This window comes from Streptobacillus felis (assembly GCF_001559775.1).
GTDB classification, from domain to species: domain Bacteria; phylum Fusobacteriota; class Fusobacteriia; order Fusobacteriales; family Leptotrichiaceae; genus Streptobacillus; species Streptobacillus felis.
This window is the reverse complement of sequence record NZ_LOHX01000292.1, coordinates 43,417-64,193: the sequence shown is the minus strand read 5'-3', so window position 1 is coordinate 64,193 and position 20,777 is coordinate 43,417. Positions and strand designations below refer to the sequence as shown.

15 protein-coding genes are annotated in these 20,777 nt (G+C 27.0%); 2 read left to right on the top strand and 13 right to left on the bottom strand.

Going from position 1 to position 20,777, the window contains the following annotated elements; translation table 11 throughout:
* Positions 1 to 225 precede the first annotated feature (225 nt).
* From AYC60_RS05790 to AYC60_RS05745, 10 genes are all read right to left on the bottom strand, one after another.
* Positions 226 to 2,205, bottom strand: coding sequence for a glycoside hydrolase family 31 protein (locus AYC60_RS05790; RefSeq protein ID WP_067322318.1), 1,980 nt, complete (start codon positions 2,203 to 2,205; stop codon positions 226 to 228).
* 5 nt (positions 2,206 to 2,210) lie between these two features.
* Positions 2,211 to 3,905, bottom strand: coding sequence for a glycoside hydrolase family 13 protein (locus AYC60_RS05785; protein ID WP_197416991.1), 1,695 nt, complete (start codon positions 3,903 to 3,905; stop codon positions 2,211 to 2,213).
* Between the two features lie 55 nt (positions 3,906 to 3,960).
* Positions 3,961 to 5,040: an ABC transporter ATP-binding protein gene (locus AYC60_RS05780; protein ID WP_067322315.1), complete on the bottom strand. Its 1,080-nt coding sequence runs from the start codon at positions 5,038 to 5,040 to the stop codon at positions 3,961 to 3,963.
* 8 nt (positions 5,041 to 5,048) lie between these two features.
* Positions 5,049 to 5,942, bottom strand: a complete 894-nt coding sequence (locus tag AYC60_RS05775; protein ID WP_067322312.1) for a sugar ABC transporter permease — start codon at positions 5,940 to 5,942, stop codon at positions 5,049 to 5,051.
* Entirely contained in the window at positions 5,942 to 7,960 is a 2,019-nt protein-coding gene (locus AYC60_RS08405) for an ABC transporter permease subunit (RefSeq protein WP_197416990.1), read from the bottom strand. Before AYC60_RS08405 ends, AYC60_RS05775 begins: the two co-directional genes overlap by 1 nt.
* Before the next feature lie 2 nt (positions 7,961 to 7,962).
* Entirely contained in the window at positions 7,963 to 8,370 is a 408-nt protein-coding gene (locus AYC60_RS05765) for a hypothetical protein (RefSeq protein ID WP_067322309.1), read from the bottom strand.
* Between the two features lie 54 nt (positions 8,371 to 8,424).
* Positions 8,425 to 9,726, bottom strand: coding sequence for a sugar ABC transporter substrate-binding protein (locus tag AYC60_RS05760; protein WP_067322306.1), 1,302 nt, complete (start codon positions 9,724 to 9,726; stop codon positions 8,425 to 8,427).
* A 189-nt stretch (positions 9,727 to 9,915) separates the two neighbouring features.
* Positions 9,916 to 11,724 (bottom strand): type I pullulanase, encoded by a 1,809-nt coding sequence (gene pulA, locus AYC60_RS05755; RefSeq protein ID WP_067322304.1) that lies wholly within the window; start codon positions 11,722 to 11,724, stop codon positions 9,916 to 9,918.
* Positions 11,725 to 11,734: 10 nt separating this feature from the next.
* Positions 11,735 to 13,231: a 4-alpha-glucanotransferase gene (malQ, locus tag AYC60_RS05750; RefSeq protein ID WP_067322302.1), complete on the bottom strand. Its 1,497-nt coding sequence runs from the start codon at positions 13,229 to 13,231 to the stop codon at positions 11,735 to 11,737.
* Positions 13,215 to 14,219 (bottom strand): LacI family DNA-binding transcriptional regulator, encoded by a 1,005-nt coding sequence (locus AYC60_RS05745; protein ID WP_067322300.1) that lies wholly within the window; start codon positions 14,217 to 14,219, stop codon positions 13,215 to 13,217. The genes malQ and AYC60_RS05745 overlap by 17 nt, the downstream gene beginning before the upstream one ends.
* 236 nt (positions 14,220 to 14,455) lie before the next feature.
* Between AYC60_RS05745 and alaS the strand changes: the two genes are divergently transcribed.
* Positions 14,456 to 17,053, top strand: a complete 2,598-nt coding sequence (alaS, locus tag AYC60_RS05740) for an alanine--tRNA ligase (protein WP_067322297.1) — start codon at positions 14,456 to 14,458, stop codon at positions 17,051 to 17,053.
* A gap of 1 nt (position 17,054) precedes the next feature.
* Positions 17,055 to 17,483 carry a Holliday junction resolvase RuvX gene (gene ruvX / locus AYC60_RS05735; protein ID WP_067322294.1) on the top strand — a complete coding sequence of 143 codons (429 nt, stop codon included), beginning with the start codon at positions 17,055 to 17,057 and terminating at the stop codon, positions 17,481 to 17,483.
* A gap of 28 nt (positions 17,484 to 17,511) precedes the next feature.
* On the opposite strand, the gene AYC60_RS05730 is transcribed toward ruvX, so the two are convergent.
* Genes AYC60_RS05730 through recR form a run of 3 tightly spaced genes read right to left on the bottom strand, consistent with a single transcriptional unit; the run spans position 17,512 to position 20,763 of the window.
* Positions 17,512 to 19,002, bottom strand: coding sequence for a peptide ABC transporter substrate-binding protein (locus AYC60_RS05730; RefSeq protein ID WP_067322292.1), 1,491 nt, complete (start codon positions 19,000 to 19,002; stop codon positions 17,512 to 17,514).
* 7 nt (positions 19,003 to 19,009) lie between these two features.
* Positions 19,010 to 20,161 (bottom strand): methionine adenosyltransferase, encoded by a 1,152-nt coding sequence (metK, locus tag AYC60_RS05725; protein ID WP_067322290.1) that lies wholly within the window; start codon positions 20,159 to 20,161, stop codon positions 19,010 to 19,012.
* Entirely contained in the window at positions 20,161 to 20,763 is a 603-nt protein-coding gene (gene recR / locus AYC60_RS05720; RefSeq protein ID WP_067322289.1) for a recombination mediator RecR, read from the bottom strand. The genes metK and recR overlap by 1 nt, the downstream gene beginning before the upstream one ends.
* Positions 20,764 to 20,777: the final 14 nt, after the last annotated feature.

The following is a 20,777-nucleotide window of genomic DNA, read 5'->3' as shown; positions in this document are numbered from 1 at the left end:
ATTCTTCACCTTTTTGTCAGTTTGTTTCTCAAAGTTATTGTTCTTACCTTAAATTGACTTCTTGTCTTTCTTGTTTGCTTTATTTATTCCTTTTCTTTCCATTGTCCTCGTCCGTTATGGACATTAATAATCTTACCATAAGACCCCCCTCTATGTCAAGAACTTTTTTTGCTTTTTTTTATTTTTTTATCTATATTAATTTAAGGGCAATTAATTGCCCTTAAATTATATTGTTTTAATATACTTTTCAGATACTTTTCTTACTATTCCATTGTCATTATAATATTCATATGTTGCGTTATCATAACCTAAGAAATTAAATACATCAAAATTTACTTCACTTTCATTTTTAGCTATATTAGCATAAGGTATCTTTTTCCCTTTTCTAATAAATATACAAAATTCATCTAGTTCTGTTTTAATATAATGATGTCCTTTTTCTAAAATCTCTTCACATAAAACATTACTTTCTTTAAATTTAACCATTTTCATCTCTTCAGGTAAATATACTATTCTTCCATTTTGATTTGCTTTATACACTGGTGCTATCATTATTTCATCACCTATTAACAATTGATCATCAATTCGAATTGAAATTTCATCATCAAATTCAAATGCTAAAGGTTTAAAATACATTTCATCTCTAAGTACACATTTCATAAAAGTACTATATATATATGGTAATAATCTATATCTTATATCAATAATACTACTTAATTTATTAATATTTTTATACTGATATAATTCTTGATTTCTAGTTCCTATTGCAGAATGATTTCTCATCAGTGGGGTAAAAGTTGCAAATTCTAGCCATCTCATCATTAAATCTTCACTACAATTACCACTAAATCCACCTATATCAGACCCTATATACATAAAACCACACATATTTAATCCAACCATTTGTTGCATAGATAATAATATATGTGACCACCAAGAAAAATTATCTCCTGTCCATATACCACCATATCTATGCATACCTATGAATGATGCTCTAGAAAATAACAATTTTCTTTCTTCAGGAGAAATTTTTTCTATCATTTCACCCGCACTTCTAGTCATATTATATCCATATAAATTATGTACATTATAGTGATTAATAATATTACCATCTAAATTATGATACATTTTTTTATAATCTAAGTCAGAATTATTCATTTCCATGAAAGAATCTTTCATTTCCCATAAATCAAATACACCTATATCCTTTTTACCTCTATATTTTTCAATTTTAGAAAACATATTTTCTATTCCTCTATCTGTAAAAAATATAGCTGGCTCGTTCATATCGTTCCAAAAGCCCTCAATACCTTTATCTATAAGGTATTTGTATTTCATACCAAACCATTCTCTTGCATCTTTATTTAAAAAATCTGGAAAATGTACTAAACCCGGCCAAACTGAACCCACAAAATCATTCCCCTTTTCATCTTTACAAAAATAACCTTTTTTCACACCTTCTTCATATACATCATAACCTTTTTCTATTTTTACTCCAGCATCAATAATAGGTATAAGTCTTACATTTTTATTTTTTAAATTTTTAACTAATTTTTCTAAATCAGGAAATCTTTCTTTATTTATTGTAAAATCTTTAAAATTATCCATATAATCTATGTCTAAATAAATCATATCTAATCCTATATTATTTTCATAATGTTTATCATAAACTCTGACTATATCTTCTTCATTCATATATCCCCATCTACTTTGCCCGTATCCAAAGGCCCATCTAGGAGGTATATAACTTCTTCCTACTAATTTCCTAAATTCTTTAACAATATCTAAAATTGTTTTTGATTTAATATAATAGATATCATAATCTTCACTTTCAATTTCTATATTAAATTTATCTATTTCTGTAAACCCTACATCATAAGTTATTTTAGATGGACTATCTATAAATATCCCAAATATATCTTTTTTATTTTTTATCACAAAAAAATTCTGTGCTGCATATAAAGAAGTCTTGTCTTCTGTATGTACGGGATCATCACTACAATAAGATGTATATGTATATCCAATTTTATTTATACCTCTATTACTACCACCTAAACCATAAACAAAAGTATTTTCATCTATATCAAATAAAATTTTTTTATCTTTTATTGTTTTATTGAAAAAATCCAATTCATTATTACTCTCTATATACATAACTGTGCTATCAGTTTTAATTGGATTTCCTCTTCTATATTTAAATATCATATTTCCTACCTTCTATATACTATATATCCCTCGTGTTTTAAAATATTATTTTCATATTTATTACTAGAAATAACATCTCCTAAAGAAAGGATTTTATCATTTTTACTCATATTTAAGATTAAAATTATTTCTTTATCTCCTAAATATCTCGTCATTTTAAACATACTTTCTACCACTTCAAATTTAACATCACCATATTGAATTATTTTTTCTTTTCTAAGAGATATTAATTCTTTAAGTTTTGATAAATACATACTATCCCATTTTTTTTCATTCCAATTAAAACATCTTCTACAATCAGGATCAGAATAACCTTCCATAAGTATTTCAGTTCCATAATATATACATGGTGTTCCAATAAACGTAAATAATAGAGAAAGAGCCATCAATAATTTATCCTTAGACCCATTTACATCAGTTAAAAATCTAACAGTATCATGAGAATCTAAAAGATTCATATTCATAATATTTACCTGACCTAAATTTCTCATTAATAATCTAGTCAAACTATGGCATAGTCCATTTGAATCTATCCTATCTTTAGCGACATAATCAAGTACTGCTTTTGTAAATCCATAATTCATTATACCATCATATTGGTCCCCCTTAAGAAAAGGATATCCATCGTGCCAACTTTCACCTATTAATACAGCATCATCTTTTATATTTTTAATTTCAGTTCTAAACCTTCTCCAAAATTCATAAGATATTTCATCAGCAACATCAAGTCTCCAACCATCTATATCAAATTCTTCTATCCAATATTTCCCTACTGTAATTAAAAAATCTTGCACTTCTTTATTAACTGTATTTAATTTAGGCATTTCTCTTACCGAGGCAAAACATTCATAATTAATTTTCTTAATATCAGGATATTCACCTTTAATTACAAACCAATCATAATATTTAGAATCACTACCTTTTTTTCTAACATCCATAAATTCTTTACTATTCATATTTATATGATTAAATACTGCATCTAAAACTATTTTCATCCCATTAGCATGTATATCATCTACTAACTTTTTAAAATCTTCCTTGTCACCAAATTGTTTATCTATTTCAAAGTAATTTAAAGTATCGTATTTATGATTTGTTTCTGCAGAAAAAATAGGAGTTAAATAAATTACATTTATACCCAAGTCTTTTAAATGTGGAATTTTTTTTCTTATTCCTTCTAAATCCCCTCCTGCAAAAGATGTTGGTTTTGGTTTATTACCCCACTTCAAATTAATATATGTTTCATCTTTTTCCTTACCTTTATAGAACCTATCAACAAATATTTGATAATATATAGCACTTCTACACCAATTTATGGTAGGCATAACATCATTTTTATTGATGTATGGAACTTGAAAAAAATTATAATATGCAAGTTTAAAATCATATACTTCTGTTACTCCATCTTCACTATAATAATATTCTTTTTCTCCATCTACCATTTTAAAAACATATGCTAGTCTAACATCTTCTAATTTAATATTAAATTCAAAATAGGCATAGGTATCATCTTCATATTTTACATAAATTCTTTTTTCATTTCTTTTTAAATAAAAGTCATATTTTTTCCCATAGATAAAATATACCTCTTTATTTTTATCTTTCTTATCTATTCTAAGCCTTATAACTAATTCATTATCATTTATTGCAAAGCAATATCTTGATACAGGCTCATGATAAAATCCTGCTTTATTAATCATATACCACCTTTTCTTTTACTTAAAAAGAGGGTTGACCCTCTTTTTATTATTACTACTATATTCTATTTCCGTTTTCATCAAAGAAGTGTAATGCTTCAGTATCAAATCCGAAGTTATGTACTTCTCCTATTTCATAGTTATAATGTCCTGGCATTGTAACTACTAAGTTAGTTCCGTCAGTTAATTTACAATAAAGTAATTTTTCTTTTCCTAACATTTCTATTACTTCTATAGTAGCAGCAAATCTATTTTCATGTCCTTCACCACTTAAGAATCTTTCAGATCTAATACCTAAAGATACTTTTTTACCTTCATATTCTCTTAATCTTTCTTTATCTATATCGTTAGCTTTAATAACTACCTCTTCAGAATTTGAAATGAAGTGAGCATCTTTTATATATCCTTCCATAATATTCATAGTAGGTGACCCTATAAATTTAGCTACAAATATATTTTGTGGTTTGTTGTAAAATTCTTCTGGTTTACCAACTTGTTGAATAACACTATTATTCATTAATACTATTCTAGTTCCCATAGTCATAGCTTCAGTTTGGTCATGAGTAACATATATAGTTGTAGTGTCTAAATTTCTATGTATTTTAACTAACTCTATTCTCATATGTTCTCTTAACTTAGCATCTAAGTTAGATAAAGGCTCATCCATTAAGAATACTGCTGGTTTTCTAACTATTGCACGTCCTAATGCAACCCTTTGTCTTTGTCCTCCAGAAATATCAGAAGGTTTTGAATAAAGATATTTTTCAATTTGTAAAATTTTTGCTGCCTCTAAAACTCTTTCATGTATCATTTTTTTATCCATTTTTCTCATAGCTAATGAGAATGCCATATTATCATAAACTGTCATATGTGGATAAAGTGCATAACTTTGGAAAACCATAGCTATATTTCTATCTTTTGAATGTACTTTATTCATGATTTTATCATCAAATAATAATTCTCCTGTTGTTATAGAATTTAATCCTGCTATCATTCTTAGTAAAGTCGATTTACCACATCCTGATGGACCTAAGATAACACAAAAATCTTTGTCTTCTATTTCTAAGTTAATATTTTCTAATGTATATACATCATTTCCTTCATATTTTTTTCCTACATTTTTTAATTCTACTTTCATATATTCTCCTATCCTTTCACTGATCCACTACTTAATCCAGATACTAATTGTTTTTGTAGTACTATAAATAATAGTACTATAGGTATTGCTGTTAAAATTCCTCCTGCAGCAAATACTGGTTCTAGTCTTGTTCTATCATCAGAAATTAATGTAAATAAACCAGCTGCAAGTGTATATTGTTTAGGATTTGTAAGTAATATTCTTGGTAATAAGAAATCCATAAATGGACCTATAAATGACCATAAAGCTATAATTGCAAGCATAGGTCTTGCTATAGGCATAATGATTAATCTATATACTTGCATATTAGATGAACCTTCCATTCTAGCTGCTTCATCTAACTCAGGCGAAATTGAATCAATATATCCTTTTAGTATAAATGTATTTCCTGCAATACCACCTATTGCATAAATAGAAATTAACATTAAAGTTCTTGTAAAGAAAGGAAATATTGAAACTATAATTTGATGCATAGTGTAATATGCAGCTATCCCAGCAAATGCAGGTATAACTTGTATTAACATTATAGCCATTAATGAAACCTTTTTACCTTTAAATCTAAATCTTGAATATACATATCCTGTGAAAGATACTATTAATAATGTAAATAAAGCTGTAGCTGTTGCTATCGCAATAGTATTAACAACCCATCTTAAGAATAATGTTTTGCTAAATAATATTCCATAATGTTTTAGTGAAAATTTAAAAGTTGATCCTAAAATTAGGTATTTTTCTTGTTCACCATTAAATGATGCCACTACCATGAAAACTAATGGCACTATAATTAATAAAGCCCAGATAGTTAAAATAATATAACTAAGTGCTAACCCAACTTTTCCCGCAAAATTCAAAGGTGGTTTATCTGATAAATATAAATTAGTATTTTTACTTTTCTTAGCCATTATTTACCCTCCTTGAAAGCTTTAGAGTTTTTAAATCCTAAATATGCTACAAACATTAATCCTATAGATATAAATACTGTTATTGCAGCCCCTATAGATTGATATTGTTTTTCTATAGTTAATTTATATATATATGAAATTAATAAATCTGTACTTCCTGCTAAGTTACCATATTTAGATGGATCAAAAGGACCTCCACCATTAAATAGATAAATTATAGAGAAATTATTAAAGTTAAATGTATATTGTCCTATTAATAATGGAGCTGTTTGGAATAATACTAGAGGTATAGTAATTCTTGATAATTTTTGCCAAGCTGTTGCACCATCTATATCTGCAGCTTCATATAAATCTGAAGGTATACCTTGTAATACACCTGTTGATAATAGGAATACATATGAACTTCCAAGCCATGTTTGTAATGAAATTAAAGCTATTCTAGTTAAAGTTGTACTATTTTTAATAGCCCAGTCTCCACCCAGTATAAATTCAAGCATTTTAGTTATTTGACCTGTTCTAGAAGACATAATACTAAAGAACATTATTGTAATAAATGCTGGAACGGCCCATGGTAATAAATAAATAGTTCTATATAATGTTTTACCTTTAATTCTTTCGTTATTTGCAAGTAATGCAAGACCAAATCCTACAGTAATTGCAAGTGTTGTTGCAAATAATGTCCAAATTAATGTCCATCCTAAGATTAACCAGAAAGGTCCTCCTGCTATACCTGTTCCTGTAAGTAATAGTTTATAGTTTTCAAGTCCTATCCAACTAAATTTAGATTGATTATTAGGATCCATACCTGCAAATGAAAGTAATATTGTAGTCATTATAGGTAAAATAACAACAAATATTAATAATATAAATGAACTTATAGAAACTATGTAAGGGAATCCATCTTCTTTTAATGATTCTATAGTTTCAAATGCTGTTCTTGGTCTAACTCCTCTTAATTTATCTACCATTACATCTTTTGCATCTTTATATGATAATAAAGAAATAGTTATAGTAAATAATATTAAAATAATTGAAATTATACCTTCTATCATGAATATGATAGATTTATCTAATTTTTTACCATTTTTTGCTAGTGTCATTAAACCTCTTATTCCCTCACCTCTATAGTTTCCATATCCTAGAGTATAAGGAATAGCAACAAAATATATAAATAATAATCCTATAAAGAATAATGCTGCCTTAAAGTATTGTTTATTATGATATTGTCCTAGTCCTGGGAATAATATTGATAATAGTGCAGGTGTTTTATTAATTGATTCTATTTCTACTGGTATTTTTCTATATAAATCTGCAATATCTTGTTGCATAATCTTATATCTTGATTTAACTTCTACAGTAGATAAATAATTTAAAACACTTATTCTACTTTTTATTGCTTCACTAGGAATATCAAGTTTTAATACTTCTAGCTTATCTTTTAATTCCATTTTCAATTGTTCTATTTGAGTTTTTAATGCTTTTTTAGAAATTAAACCTTCACTATGACTATTTTTTAATTTGTCAACATTAGATTTAAATTCTTCAGTCAATTTTGACTTTTTAGATTCAAACTCTTTGACTTTTAATTCGTCATCTTGTTTTGAAAGAGTTGATAACTTTAGTTGTAAGTCTTTCTTTTCTCTAATTGAATCACTGTATAATTCTATTATACTAGGTAATCTATCTATTTTTATTTTGTTTTTCTTTGATTCTAATTCAAAGTCATAACTTTTATCCTCTTTACCTACATAAAAAGTACCTATTTTTTCTGCTTCAAATAATTCTAATCTTAAACTTGCTTCTTTTTTATCATATTTTGATAATAAAGTAGTTTTCTCAGATGCTTTTAATTTATTTAATGCAGAAAGGTATATTTTTTCTTCTTCAAGTAACTTTTTCATTTCCACATTATATGCATGTGAAGCTTTGTTTGTAGTAATACCATCAGCTACATCTTTTAAATAAAGATTTTTCCTTGCATGAGGATTATCTAAACTATCATAGACTTTATGATTCATGATCATTCCTCTCTTTCTTTTTCTTTAAATTTAATAATATAAACAACCAAGATAAATTGCACTATTATACTTAAATAGTAAAATATCGTGTCTTGCTTAAATACAAATATTTTAAAAAGTATATTTGCAATAATAAATAACGTCCATACTCCCTTATATAAACTATTTATTTTATAATGTTTATAAGTAATATATGTATATATTGAAAAAATAATAAATATTGATACTGAACTAAAATATTTTATCATTTCAATAGTGATATAATCATTCAGTGATATTCCTGTTTCAATATGTACCTTATTAAAAATATCTATACTTTTTACAGCATACATACTGCTTAAACTCTCAAATATCATTATAAACAAAACCATAAGTAAATATTTATTTAATGTTACTTTATCTAGTTTCATAAAACCTCTTTTTTTAAAAAAAGAGTAAGTGCTTTTAACACTTACTCAATTTTATTATTGTCCTAAATTTGTTAACAGTGCTTTAAAGCTTGCTTGTATTTCTTTATATGCATCTTCTGGAGTTGCAGGTTTTTTAGCTTCCCATGAAAGTAAAGCATTTTCCCATGTTCCCCATACTTGTCCCCATTCTTGGAATAATGGTCTAGAAACTGCTCCTTCATAACCTTCGATTACTGAAGTAATAGCTTTTTTATCTAAGTCAGATAAATCAAGTTTAGCATATTCTTCTTTAGAAACGTTAGGCATGATTTTACTTGTTAATTTATAGAAATCTGCTGCGTATGCAGGGTTCATAATTTCAGCAATAACAGCTTCAGATAAAGCTAATTTATCAGCAGCTTCTTCATTTCTTACATTAACTACTAAAGCCCATCCACCTTTCCAGTGTTTTAATTCTTGTCCAGCAAATTTAGCTTGATTTAATCCAGCAACTTCTAAATCTTCTCCAACTAATCCTGACCAAGCAGTTAAGTCCCAAGGTCCAGAAATTCTTACAGAACCTTTGTTTCCAGTTTTGAAGTTGTCATCCATAAATCCATAAACTGCAGATGAGTCAAACATAGGAAGTTTTTTCTCATTTGAAGCTTGCCAATATTTATGTAATCCAGCAAACATATTTTGAACTTCAGGTGATAATTCTGCCCATTCTTTAGTTAAATCAGAAACAAATTTATCTCCATCTTTAGCTAATAACTCAAAACCGAAAGCATTAGTTATTGCAACACCCCACCATGCATTGAATACAGGTATCATTGCAACTTCTGGTCCTAATTCAGCGAAATCTAAATTAGCTAAATCTACACCATTTGCTTCAACGTTTTTAGTGTTTATTCCTAAGAATAAAGTTTCAATATTGAAAGGGAATCCAAAGTATGATCCATCGAACATTAATTGTCCTCCAAGACCTTTATCAAAATCTCCAAATCCTCCAATTTTTTCACCTAATGCTTTTGCATCAAATGAAGCTAATAAATCTTTTCCATGTAATGATTCAATTCTGTCTAATGGAATAGTGAATACGTCAGCAACATCTTCATTTTCAGCATTAGTTTCTTCGATAACTTTCATATGATCGAAAGCTCCTATAACTTTTAAATCAATTGTAGCTTCAGGATTTTTTTCTTTAACTCTAGCTATTGCAGCTTCATAATAAGGTACCCAAGTTTCTTCAGCTTGTACAACTATATGACCAGTTAAAGCTTCTCCAGTTTCAGCTTTTGCTTCTTCTTTAGCTCCACAAGAAAGCAATAAAGAGAACATTAAAAATGCACTTGTCGCAAGTTTTTTGAAATTCATAATTCTTTCACTCCTACTTCTTTAATTTATTTGTATTTATGCAATCGTTTGCAATTTACATTATTATTATACCTCAATAATCTATAAAGTCAATACACAAATATATATTTTTTTTAGTATTTTATTAACCTTGACTTCATACCTTTATATTAAAATATCGATTTTACTATATTCATGTTTATTTTACTATTATCTATTTATTTTTTCTAATATTAAAATATTTAATGGATTCATTTTATATTCATTTACAATATTAATTTTTTTATCTTCAACTTTAGAAAAATCGTCAAATTTTATGCAATATTGACCTTCACTTAATAATATATTTTTTTCTTCTTTACTTACATTAGCACAAATATATATATTATCAAAAGAGTAAACTAAAGTATCATCATCTGCATGTATTAAGTTAAATACATTTTTTATTTCTTCAAATGTTTCTAATCTTAACACTTTATTTTCTTTTCTATATTTAATTAAATCTGATAAATAATTTACATATTTCTCATATTGCTTCGCTCTTTCAAAATCAAATTTATTTATTTCTTCACTAGACTTATATGAATTTTCTACACCATCTTTAGTTCTAAAAAATTCTTGTCCAGCATGTATAAATGGTACACCTTGAGAAAGCATAACTATACTTGTTGCTATAGATTGCATTCTAATTCTATTTTCTACATTTTCTTCATTATTAGTAATTTCAATATGATCATATACAGTATTGTTATCATGTGCTTCAATATATTGTATTAACTGATTAGGTGAAATATATGTTTTTAACCCTTTACCACCTTGTATACTTAGCAATAATCTTTCTTCAAGTTCTCCACCACTAACATATCCATTTCCTAATTTCTCAAATGTTGAACCTCTTAGACTATCTCTAATGTCATCATTAAAGAAAGCTATATTAGGCATTTTATTTGCATTAAGCTGATTTGCTTTTAAATCATCACTTAAAGAAGTCGCAAGATCCCAACCTTCTCCCAATACTATTATACTCTTATCAATTTTATCTAGTTCAGTTCTAATCTCATTCATAGTTTCAACATCTAATATACCCATAAGATCAAATCTAAATCCATCTAAATTAAATTCACTAGCCCAATATTTAACGCTATCTACTATATATTTTCTTATCATATATCTTTCACTAGCAACGTCATTTCCACAACCAGTTCCATTACTAAAATGGAAATACTCAGTTTTTCTAAATGCATAGTTTGGTATAGTTTTAGATAAAGAGTGTGCTAAAGCATCATAAACATGGTTATACACAACGTCCATAATTACTCTTATTCCATTTTCATGTAATACTTCTATCATTTGTTTTAATTCATTAATTCTTGAATAAGGATTTTTAGGGTCAGATGAATATGAACCCTCAGGTACGTTATAGTTTACAGGATCATAACCCCAGTTATATCTTAAATCAGGATTTAATTCATCAACTGAATCAGTAGAATAATCATAAATAGGTAGTAATTGTACATGTGTTATTCCTAATTTTTTTAAATAATTTAATTGTTCTTCCTCTACAACCCCTAAATATTTACCTTTATTTTTAGCTTTTAATGTAAAATCTCTAATATGTAGTTCATATATAACTGAATCTAGCATATTAAATTTAGGCATTCTTTCACCTTTAATTGTTTTAGATAAATCTACAACTACAGACTTTCCTGAATTAGCTTCACTTGCTATAGCATAAGGATCTACTGTTTCAAAAACTTCACCTTCAAAAAAAGTTTTATACATATATCCTACTTTATCTAAATCTCCATCTACTTTTAATTCAAAAATACCTTTAGACTCATCTTTTATCATCTCTAAATTTTCATTATTAATTAATAATTGAACTCTAGTAGCTGTAGGAGCGAATACTCTAAAAATAGTAGCATCTTTTGAGTATTCTATTCCTAATTTTCCATCATATCTATATCTTAAATCTAAACCTAAATTTCTTAAATCATTATCTATTTTTCTAGTTATCATATATACTTCCTTATTTATTTAATCTAAAATATATTTTTGTTAAATCATAAATTTCATCGCTTAATTCTTTAGTTAACATTTCTTTTCTTACTCTCCAAGACCAATTACCTAAAGTTGAAGGTGTATTCATTCTACCTTCATCACCTAATTCTAGGAAATCTTGAATTTGTGCAACTGCAAGATTTGCAACTGATGACCAAGCAGCTCTAATAAATCCTTTAACATAATCTTTTGGATCTATTAAATGTAAGTATTTTTTAGCAAATTCAACTTCCACAGGATTTGCTTTTTCAAACCATGTTTTAACTGTATCACTATCGTGTGTACCAGTATATACTGCCCAGTTTCTTTCTGTTTGATGTGGTAAAAAATCACTTTCATTATCAGGATTAAATGCAAATTGTAACATCTTCATACCTGGAAAACCTGTTTTTTCTCTAAATTCTACAACATCTATAGTAGTATAACCTAAGTCTTCAGCTACTATATCAATTTCTCCTAAAGCTTCTTTAACTGCTTCAAAAAGTTTTATTCCAGGTGCTTTAACCCACTTACCATTACTTGCATCTTCATCAAATTTTGGTACTGCCCAATATGATTCAAAACCTCTAAAATGATCTATTCTTAATACATCTATATATTTCATAGTTTTTTCTATTCTATTTATCCACCATTTAAATCCAGTTTCTTGATGTTTTTCCCAATTATATACAGGATTTCCCCATTTTTGTCCTCCTGCACTAAATCCATCTGGTGGGCAACCTCCTACTATGTCATCTAAGAATAGCTCTCTATCTTTCCAAACTTCCAAACTATCTGGAGAAACATAAATAGGCATATCACCTATAATTTTTATTCCTAATGAATTAACATATTCTTTCCATTTTTTATACTGTTCAAAAAACTTATATTGTATAAATTTTTGATAATCTATTTTATTTTTAAGTAATACTTCAAATTTTTCCAATTCATCTGTATCCCTATTTTTAATATTTTCAGGAAAATCTTCCCAAGATATATTACCAAAATGTTCTTTTAAAGACATAAATAAAGCATAATCATTAATCCAATCAGAATTTTCATCTAAGAATTCTTCAAATTTTTCATCTTTTATTAATTTAAAGTTTTCAAAAGCTTTAGATAATACTTCTTTTCTAGTAACATATATTTTACCAAAGTCTACTCTATCTGGATTATTCCCATAATCTAAATTAGAATAATCTTCTTCTTTTAATAATCCTTCTTCTTTTAATATTCTAAAGTCTATAAAATATGGATTACCTGCAAATGATGAAAACGCTTGATAAGGTGAATCCCCATAACCTGTTGGTCCTGTAGGCAGTATTTGCCAATAAAATTGTCCTGATTCCTTTAAAAAATCAGCAAATTCATATGCTTCTTTACCTAAATTACCTATCCCATATTCGCTCCATAAAGAAGAAATATGCATTATTATTGCGCTTTTTCTATTTTTATTAATGTGTTTATAATCAAAGTTTTGTTCCATTTTTTTCTCCTTCTATAATATCAGCTTGAACTATTACAAAGTTCTTTTCTCTTTTTACATTTTCTATATTATCTATTAATATATTTACAGACTTATTCGCTAGTTCTTCATAACGAATATCTACTGTTGTAAAGTTAAGTTTAAGGTATCTTCTTAATTTAGAATTATTAAATCCAGTAACTTCAACTTTTTTACCAAGTTCTTCTATAGCTCTTATAGCACCTATAGCTAAAATATCATCTGTAGTTATTATAACTTCTATCTGATTATTTTGCATCAGTAATTCCTTAGTAGTATGATAAGCTTCATAAGAATCAAAATCAGAAGATATTTGATACATACTTTTTATTTTAGCTTCTTTTAAAGCAATAGTGTATCCTTCTTTCCTATAATTAGACACAGTTAAATTTGTAGGTCCAGAAAGGAATGTAAAATTAGTATAACCCTTTTGTATCATTCTTTTTGTAACTTCTCTTGTTGCTTTAATATTATCATTATCTACCCATAAACCTTTATCAAGCTCTTTTGGTGTACCTAATACTACATATGGAAATTTAATCTCTTTTAAATAATTAATATTTCTATCATTTTCAACTAAGTTTAAAAATACAAGTCCATCTATCCTATTTGTCTTAATTAATCTTTCAATATTTTCATGTAATTCTTCATTATCCTTAGAATGAATATATAATATGTAATATCCTCTTTCTAATGCATATGCACTAATATATGATAATGTTTCTGTAAAGAAATCATTTTGTAAAGGATTGTCATTTTGATCTTCAATTACTATACCTAAAATTCTACTACTACTCTTAGTAAGAGAAACTGCAGCTGAATTAGGAAAATAATCTAACTCTTTAATAACTTTTAAAACCTTTCTTTTTGTTTTATCACTAATTAATGGACTATTTGACATAACCCTTGAAACTGTTGCTTCACTTACATTTGCCTTTTTTGCTACATCTTTTATTGTAATCTTTTTCATACATACTCCTTTTTTGTGCAAGCATTTTCAATAAAAAGTATACTACCATTTATTACTTTTTTCAATACCATTTATGCAAAAAAATTGCATAGTTTTTTTCATATATACTTAAACATTGTATATAAGTCTTGAAATTATCATATTTTTATTTATTTCACATGTTCCAAATTTATTGAAATAAATACATTTTTATGATATAATTTTAGAATAAAAATATTAAATAAAGGTGATAAAAAATGACTGGAAATGAATTAAGAAAAAGCTTTATAGAATTTTTCAAATCTAAAGAACATAAACATTTTGAAAGTGCTTCATTAATCCCTGATGATAAAACTTTACTTTTAACAGTAGCAGGAATGGTACCTTTCAAATCTTTCTTTTTAGGAGAAAAAAAAGCACCATATAGTAGAATAACAACATATCAAAAATGTATTAGAACTAATGACTTAGAAAATGTTGGAGTTACTCCAAGACATCATACTTTCTTTGAAATGTTAGGTAACTTTTCATTTGGAGATTATTTCAAAAGAGAATCTATTAAATGGTCATGGGAATATATTACAGAAGTATTAAAATTAGATTCTAATAGACTATATGTATCTGTATATTTAACAGATGATGAAGCATATGACATATGGACTAAAGAAGTTGGAGTACCTGAAGATCATATGGTAAGACTAGGAGATGACGATAACTGGTGGTCAGCAGGTCCTATAGGTTCATGTGGTCCTTGTTCTGAAATATATTACGATACTCAAATTATGGGTGAAAATAATGAAGAAATTAACTCTAAACCTGGTGATGAAGGAAATAGATTCCTAGAAATTTGGAATCTTGTATTTACTGAATGGAATAGATTAGAGGACGGATCTTTAGTTCCACTTCCAGAAAAAAATATAGATACTGGTGCAGGACTTGAAAGAATAGCATCTGTAGTACAAAACAAAGTAAATAACTTTGAAACTGACTTATTTACTCCAATTATTGAAAATATTAAAAAAACATTAGATATTAAAGAAGAGAAAATTTCTGTATCAGTAAAAATAATTGCAGACCATCTTAGAGCATCAACATTTTTAATTTGTGATGGTGTTTTACCATCAAATGAAGGACGTGGATACATCCTTAAAAAATTAATTAGAAGAGCATACGGTGCAGGTGCAGTTGAAAACCGTGATATTTTTGATAACTCTCTTACTTTCTTACATGAAATAGTAGATGCTGTTATTGAAAATATGAAGGAAGCATATCCAGAATTAGAGCAAAAAAGAGAATATATTAAAAACATCATTAAATCTGAAGAAGATAAATTCTCTAGAACTTTAAAATCTGGTACTGAAATCTTATTTGAAGAAATAGAAAAATGTAAAAAAGAAAATAAAACTAAATTATCTAGTGAAGTATCATTTAAACTATATGATACATATGGATTCCCATTTGAATTTACTAAGTTAATAGTAGAAAACAATCAAATGGAAGTATCTGAAGAAGAATTTAACATTAAACTTGAAGAACAAGTAAAAAGATCTCAAGACTCAAGAGTTAAAAATTCTGATATGATTAAAGATGAATTTGTAGATAAGTTCTATAAAGAAAATGGTAAAACTTTATTTACTGGTTATGATACTTTAAACGATTATGGTAAAGTTTTACACTTCAAAGATTTAGAAAATGGACTATATGAAGTAATATTTGATAGAACTCCATTTTATGCAGAAGGTGGAGGACAAGTTGCTGATAGAGGTGTAATTAAATTAGATGATAAAATAGTTGCAGAAGTTAAAGATGTAGCTAAAAAATCAGATGTATTCATACACTACATTTCTGGTGATAAACTAGAATTAAATAAAGAATACACACTAGAGGTTAATAAGAAAATTAGAAATGATATAAAGAAAAATCATACTGCAACACATTTACTACATAAGGCATTAAGAGAAATTTTAGGAACTACTGTAGAACAAGCTGGATCTTTAGTAAACGAAGAAGGTCTTAGATTTGACTTCTCATATTATGAACAAGTAAGTCCTGAACAAGTAGAAAAAATAGAAAATAGAGTAAATGAGTTAATACTTGAAAACTTACCTGTATTTATTAATTATGAAAATATTAATGATGCTATAAGTAAAGGTGCTATGGCATTATTTAGTGATAAATATGGAGATGTAGTCAGAGTTGTAGATATCTCAGGTGTATCTTTAGAACTTTGTGGAGGAATACATGTTTCTTCAACTGGAGAAATAGGTTTATTTAAAATTAAATCAGAACAAGGAAAGGCATCTGGTGTAAGAAGAATAGAAGCTATTACTGGATATAAGAGTTTAGAATATGTACATAGTCTAGAAAAAGATATAAACGACATATCTAATAAATTTAAAACTTCTCCAGCTAACTTATTACCAGCAATTAATAAATTTAGAGAAGAAGTAAAAGTACAAGAAAATACTATTAAAGATTTACAAAGAAGATTAGTTAAATTTGAAATTAATGTTCTAACTAATGAAGCTATAGAGATAAATGGAGTAAAAGTATTAGTTAAATCTTTTAAAGATAAAGATGTAAATGAATTAAAAGATTTAGTGGATAGAGCTAAAGACATACTTAAATCTTGTGTAATACTATTTGGTTCAAATAACGAAAAAGCAGTATTTGTTTCAGGAGTAACTAAGGATTTAACATCTAAATATCATGCGGGTAATATAGTTAAGAACGCTGCTACTATTGCTGATGGTAATGGTGGAGGAAGACCTGATTTTGCTCAAGCTGGTGGAAAAGATGGTAGCAAAGTAAAAGAAGCATTAGAAAAAACTTTAGAATTTATAAAAGGAATATAGTATGAAAATATACTTAGGCCTTGATATAGGTGATGTAAGAATAGGAGTTGCAAAATCTGATGGGTTAGGAATGTTTGCATCTAGTTATGAAGTTATAGACAGAAATATTACTAATCCTTTTGAGAGAATAAAAAAAATTATAGATGAGGAAAAAATAGTTGGCCTAGTAATAGGACAACCAAAAACTAAAGATGGTCAAAATGCTATACAGGTTGAAAAAATAGAAAAATTTGTAGAAGAATTAAAACCTTTCATATCTGAAAAATTTCCTATATTCTATATAGATGAAAGATATACAACTAAAGAAGCAGAATATTATTTAAAAAACTTTTCTAAAAAAAATGGAAAAGAAAGAAGAAAAGTTGTAGACATGGTCGCAGCTCAAATAATATTACAAAACTTTTTAGACAAATATAGAGGAAAAATATAAACGAGTAGTCAAAAAACTACTCGTTATTTTATTTCCATCTTGCATATGACAGGTCTGTTACATTTCCTATAGGATTATTTACTATACTTGTTACTCTATCACTTACAAACTTATTTTCTATAGAAAAATAAAGTGGTGAAACTATTAAGTTTTCAAGTAACATCTGTTCTGCTAAGGCAATCTTTTCTTTTCTATCTAAAGTAAAGATTCTTGCTTCTTCTAATATTTCCTTATATTTTTCTAATTCAAATACCTCTATTTTCTTATTTTTAAATTGGAATCTATCTAATATAGCTAATGGATCTTTATACTTTGCTGACCAAGTATTTAAAGCTATATCATATTTATTATCCTTAATTAATGCTAATCTATCACTATAAGGAACTGTCTTAACACTAACCTCTATACCTAAGTTTTGTTTTAATTGTTCTTGTATAAATTGAATTTCTTTAACTTCTATAGGCGTGTTTCCAGATAATAATTCTATATTAAATTTTTCTACACCCAATTCTTTTTTTGCAAGTTCTAATTCAAAATTTGCAAGTTCAACATTAACATCTTCTATAGTATATGTAGGAATATACTCAAAAATTTCATTAATTAAATTAAGTGCCACTTTTGAACCATCATTTTTTATCTTCATATATATATTTCTATCTATAGCCAATGAAATAGCTTTTCTTAAATGTATATTTTTTAACATTTCATTATTTATTAAATTGTAATCTAAATACCATATTCTTCCATCAAAATATGAGTTAATATTCTTATTTAATAACTCTACATCTACTCTTGAGATATCTATATCTTCATTTTTAATTAAATTATTTACTACAGAAAAATCTTTAAAATACACATACTTAATTCTATCTACATGCACTTCTGAACTTCTCCAATAATTATCATTTTTAGATACTAATACTTCTTGTTCTGTTTGTAATTCTAACTTATATGGTCCATTATACTTACCTTCTTTAAAAGGTGCTGTAATGGGTAAAGTCATTAAATATGGGAAATAGTTATAGTCTTTTTCTAATTCTATTACTAATAAATTATTTTCAACTTTAATACCTAAATCTTTTCTTGAGACTTTCCCTTCATAATATTCTTTTGCATTTTTTATTACAAAAAGTTGTGAGGCAAATTGAGAAAGAAATTCTTTATCAAGTGCTCTTAATAAAGACGCTTCTACATCTTCTACTTTTATATCACTACCATCTGAATATTTTAAATTATCTCTTAATTCAAATGAATATTTATTACCTTCTTTAAGATAGCTTTTTGCTAATCCTCCTATTATTTCGCCTTTATCATCAAATCTTAATAATCCTTCATAAATTGAATTAGATATCTGCATAGATATATTATCATTATATTTATGTGGATCTAATGTTCTTGGAGCTGAAAATAGGTTATATACTAATACCTTATCTTCATCATTTATTTTTTCTTTACCACAAGATATAAAGAAAGAAATAAATACAAAAACATATATAATACTTCTTACTATTTTTTTCATATTTACCTTAACCTTTTAATTTATTTTTTATTTCTTCTACCTTATCTAATCTTTCCCAAGGTAAATCTATATCTTTTCTACCTATATGACCAAATGCAGCTAAATCTTGATATCTAAAAGATGGTTTTCTTAAAGATAAAGAGTTTTCTATACCACGTGGAGTTAAATCAAATATTTCTTTTACAACTTCTGCAATTTTAACATCATCTATATTTGAAGTACCAAAAGTATCCACTAAAATAGAAGTTGGTTCAACAACACCTATAGCATAAGATAATTGTACTTCACATTTTTTGGCTATACCAGATGCTACTATATTTTTAGCTATCCATCTTGCTGCATAAGCTGCTGATCTATCAACTTTAGAACTATCTTTTCCTGAGAAAGCTCCACCACCATGTCTAAAGTATCCACCATATGTATCAACTATAATTTTTCTTCCTGTAAGTCCTGTATCTCCATGTGGACCACCTATAACAAAACGTCCTGTTGGATTAATATAGAAATGTTCTACTTCTGATATATCTCTTCCATATTCTTCTAAAGCAGGTTTTATTACTAACTCTTTTAAATCTTTTTTTATAGTATCAAGAGTTACTTCTTCATCATGTTGTACAGATAATACAACTGAATTAACTTTTTGTACTACACCATTTTTATCATATTCTAAAGTTACTTGAGCCTTAGCATCAGGTCTTGCCCAAGCTAAAGTATTATTTCTAGTTAAAGTTGTTAACTTGAATATTATATTTCTTGCTAAAGTTAAAGCAAGAGGCATAAGTTCTGGTGTTTCATCTACTGCACCACCAAACATAATCCCTTGATCCCCTGCTCCTCCAACATCAACACCTTGTGCTATGTCAGGTGATTGTGAATGTATCATATTTACTACTCCACAATCATAGTCAAACCCTAATCCTGGTATATATCCTATTTCTTTAATTTTATCTCTAGCTAATTTTTGTACATCTACATAAGTATTTGTTGTAATTTCACCACCTACTAAAACAAAGCCTGTAGTAGCAAATGTTTCACATGCTACTCTAGAATTTTCATCTTCTGCTAAACAAGCATCAAGTACAGCATCTGAAATTTGATCACAAATTTTATCTGGATGACCTGGTGATACAAATTCTGATGTAAAATATATTTTTTCCATTATTCTTTTTCTCCTTCATTTATTATTATTCTTCCCTCTAATGACTTAATAAGAGTTGCACTATCAGAATATTCTATATTCCCACCTATAGGAATACCACTTGCTATTCTACTTACTTTAACATTCATATTATTTAATAATTTAGTTAAATATAATATAGTAGTCTCTCCTTCTAAATCGGGGTTTAGTGCAAGAATTACCTCATTTACATTTTCATCTATTCTTTTTAGTAAACTATCTATATTTAATTCATCTATTCCTATACCATTTAAAGGATCTATTTTACCACCTAGTACATGAAAAAGTCCGTTATATGAACTAGCTTTATTAAATGCATAAATATCCCTAGTATCTTCAACTACACAAATTATACTCCTATTTCTATTACTAGAAGTACAAATATCACAAGTACCTAAATCAGTAAGATTATGACATACATTACATGGTTTTATAGTATCATAAGAGCTTTTAATAGTATATATTAGATAATTAACATCATCTTCATCTTTAGATAATAGATCAAAGGCTATTCTTGTAGCATTTTTCTTTCCTATACCTTTTAAATTAGATAATACTTGCACTAATTCGTCAATTTTTTTCATAACATTACCTTTCA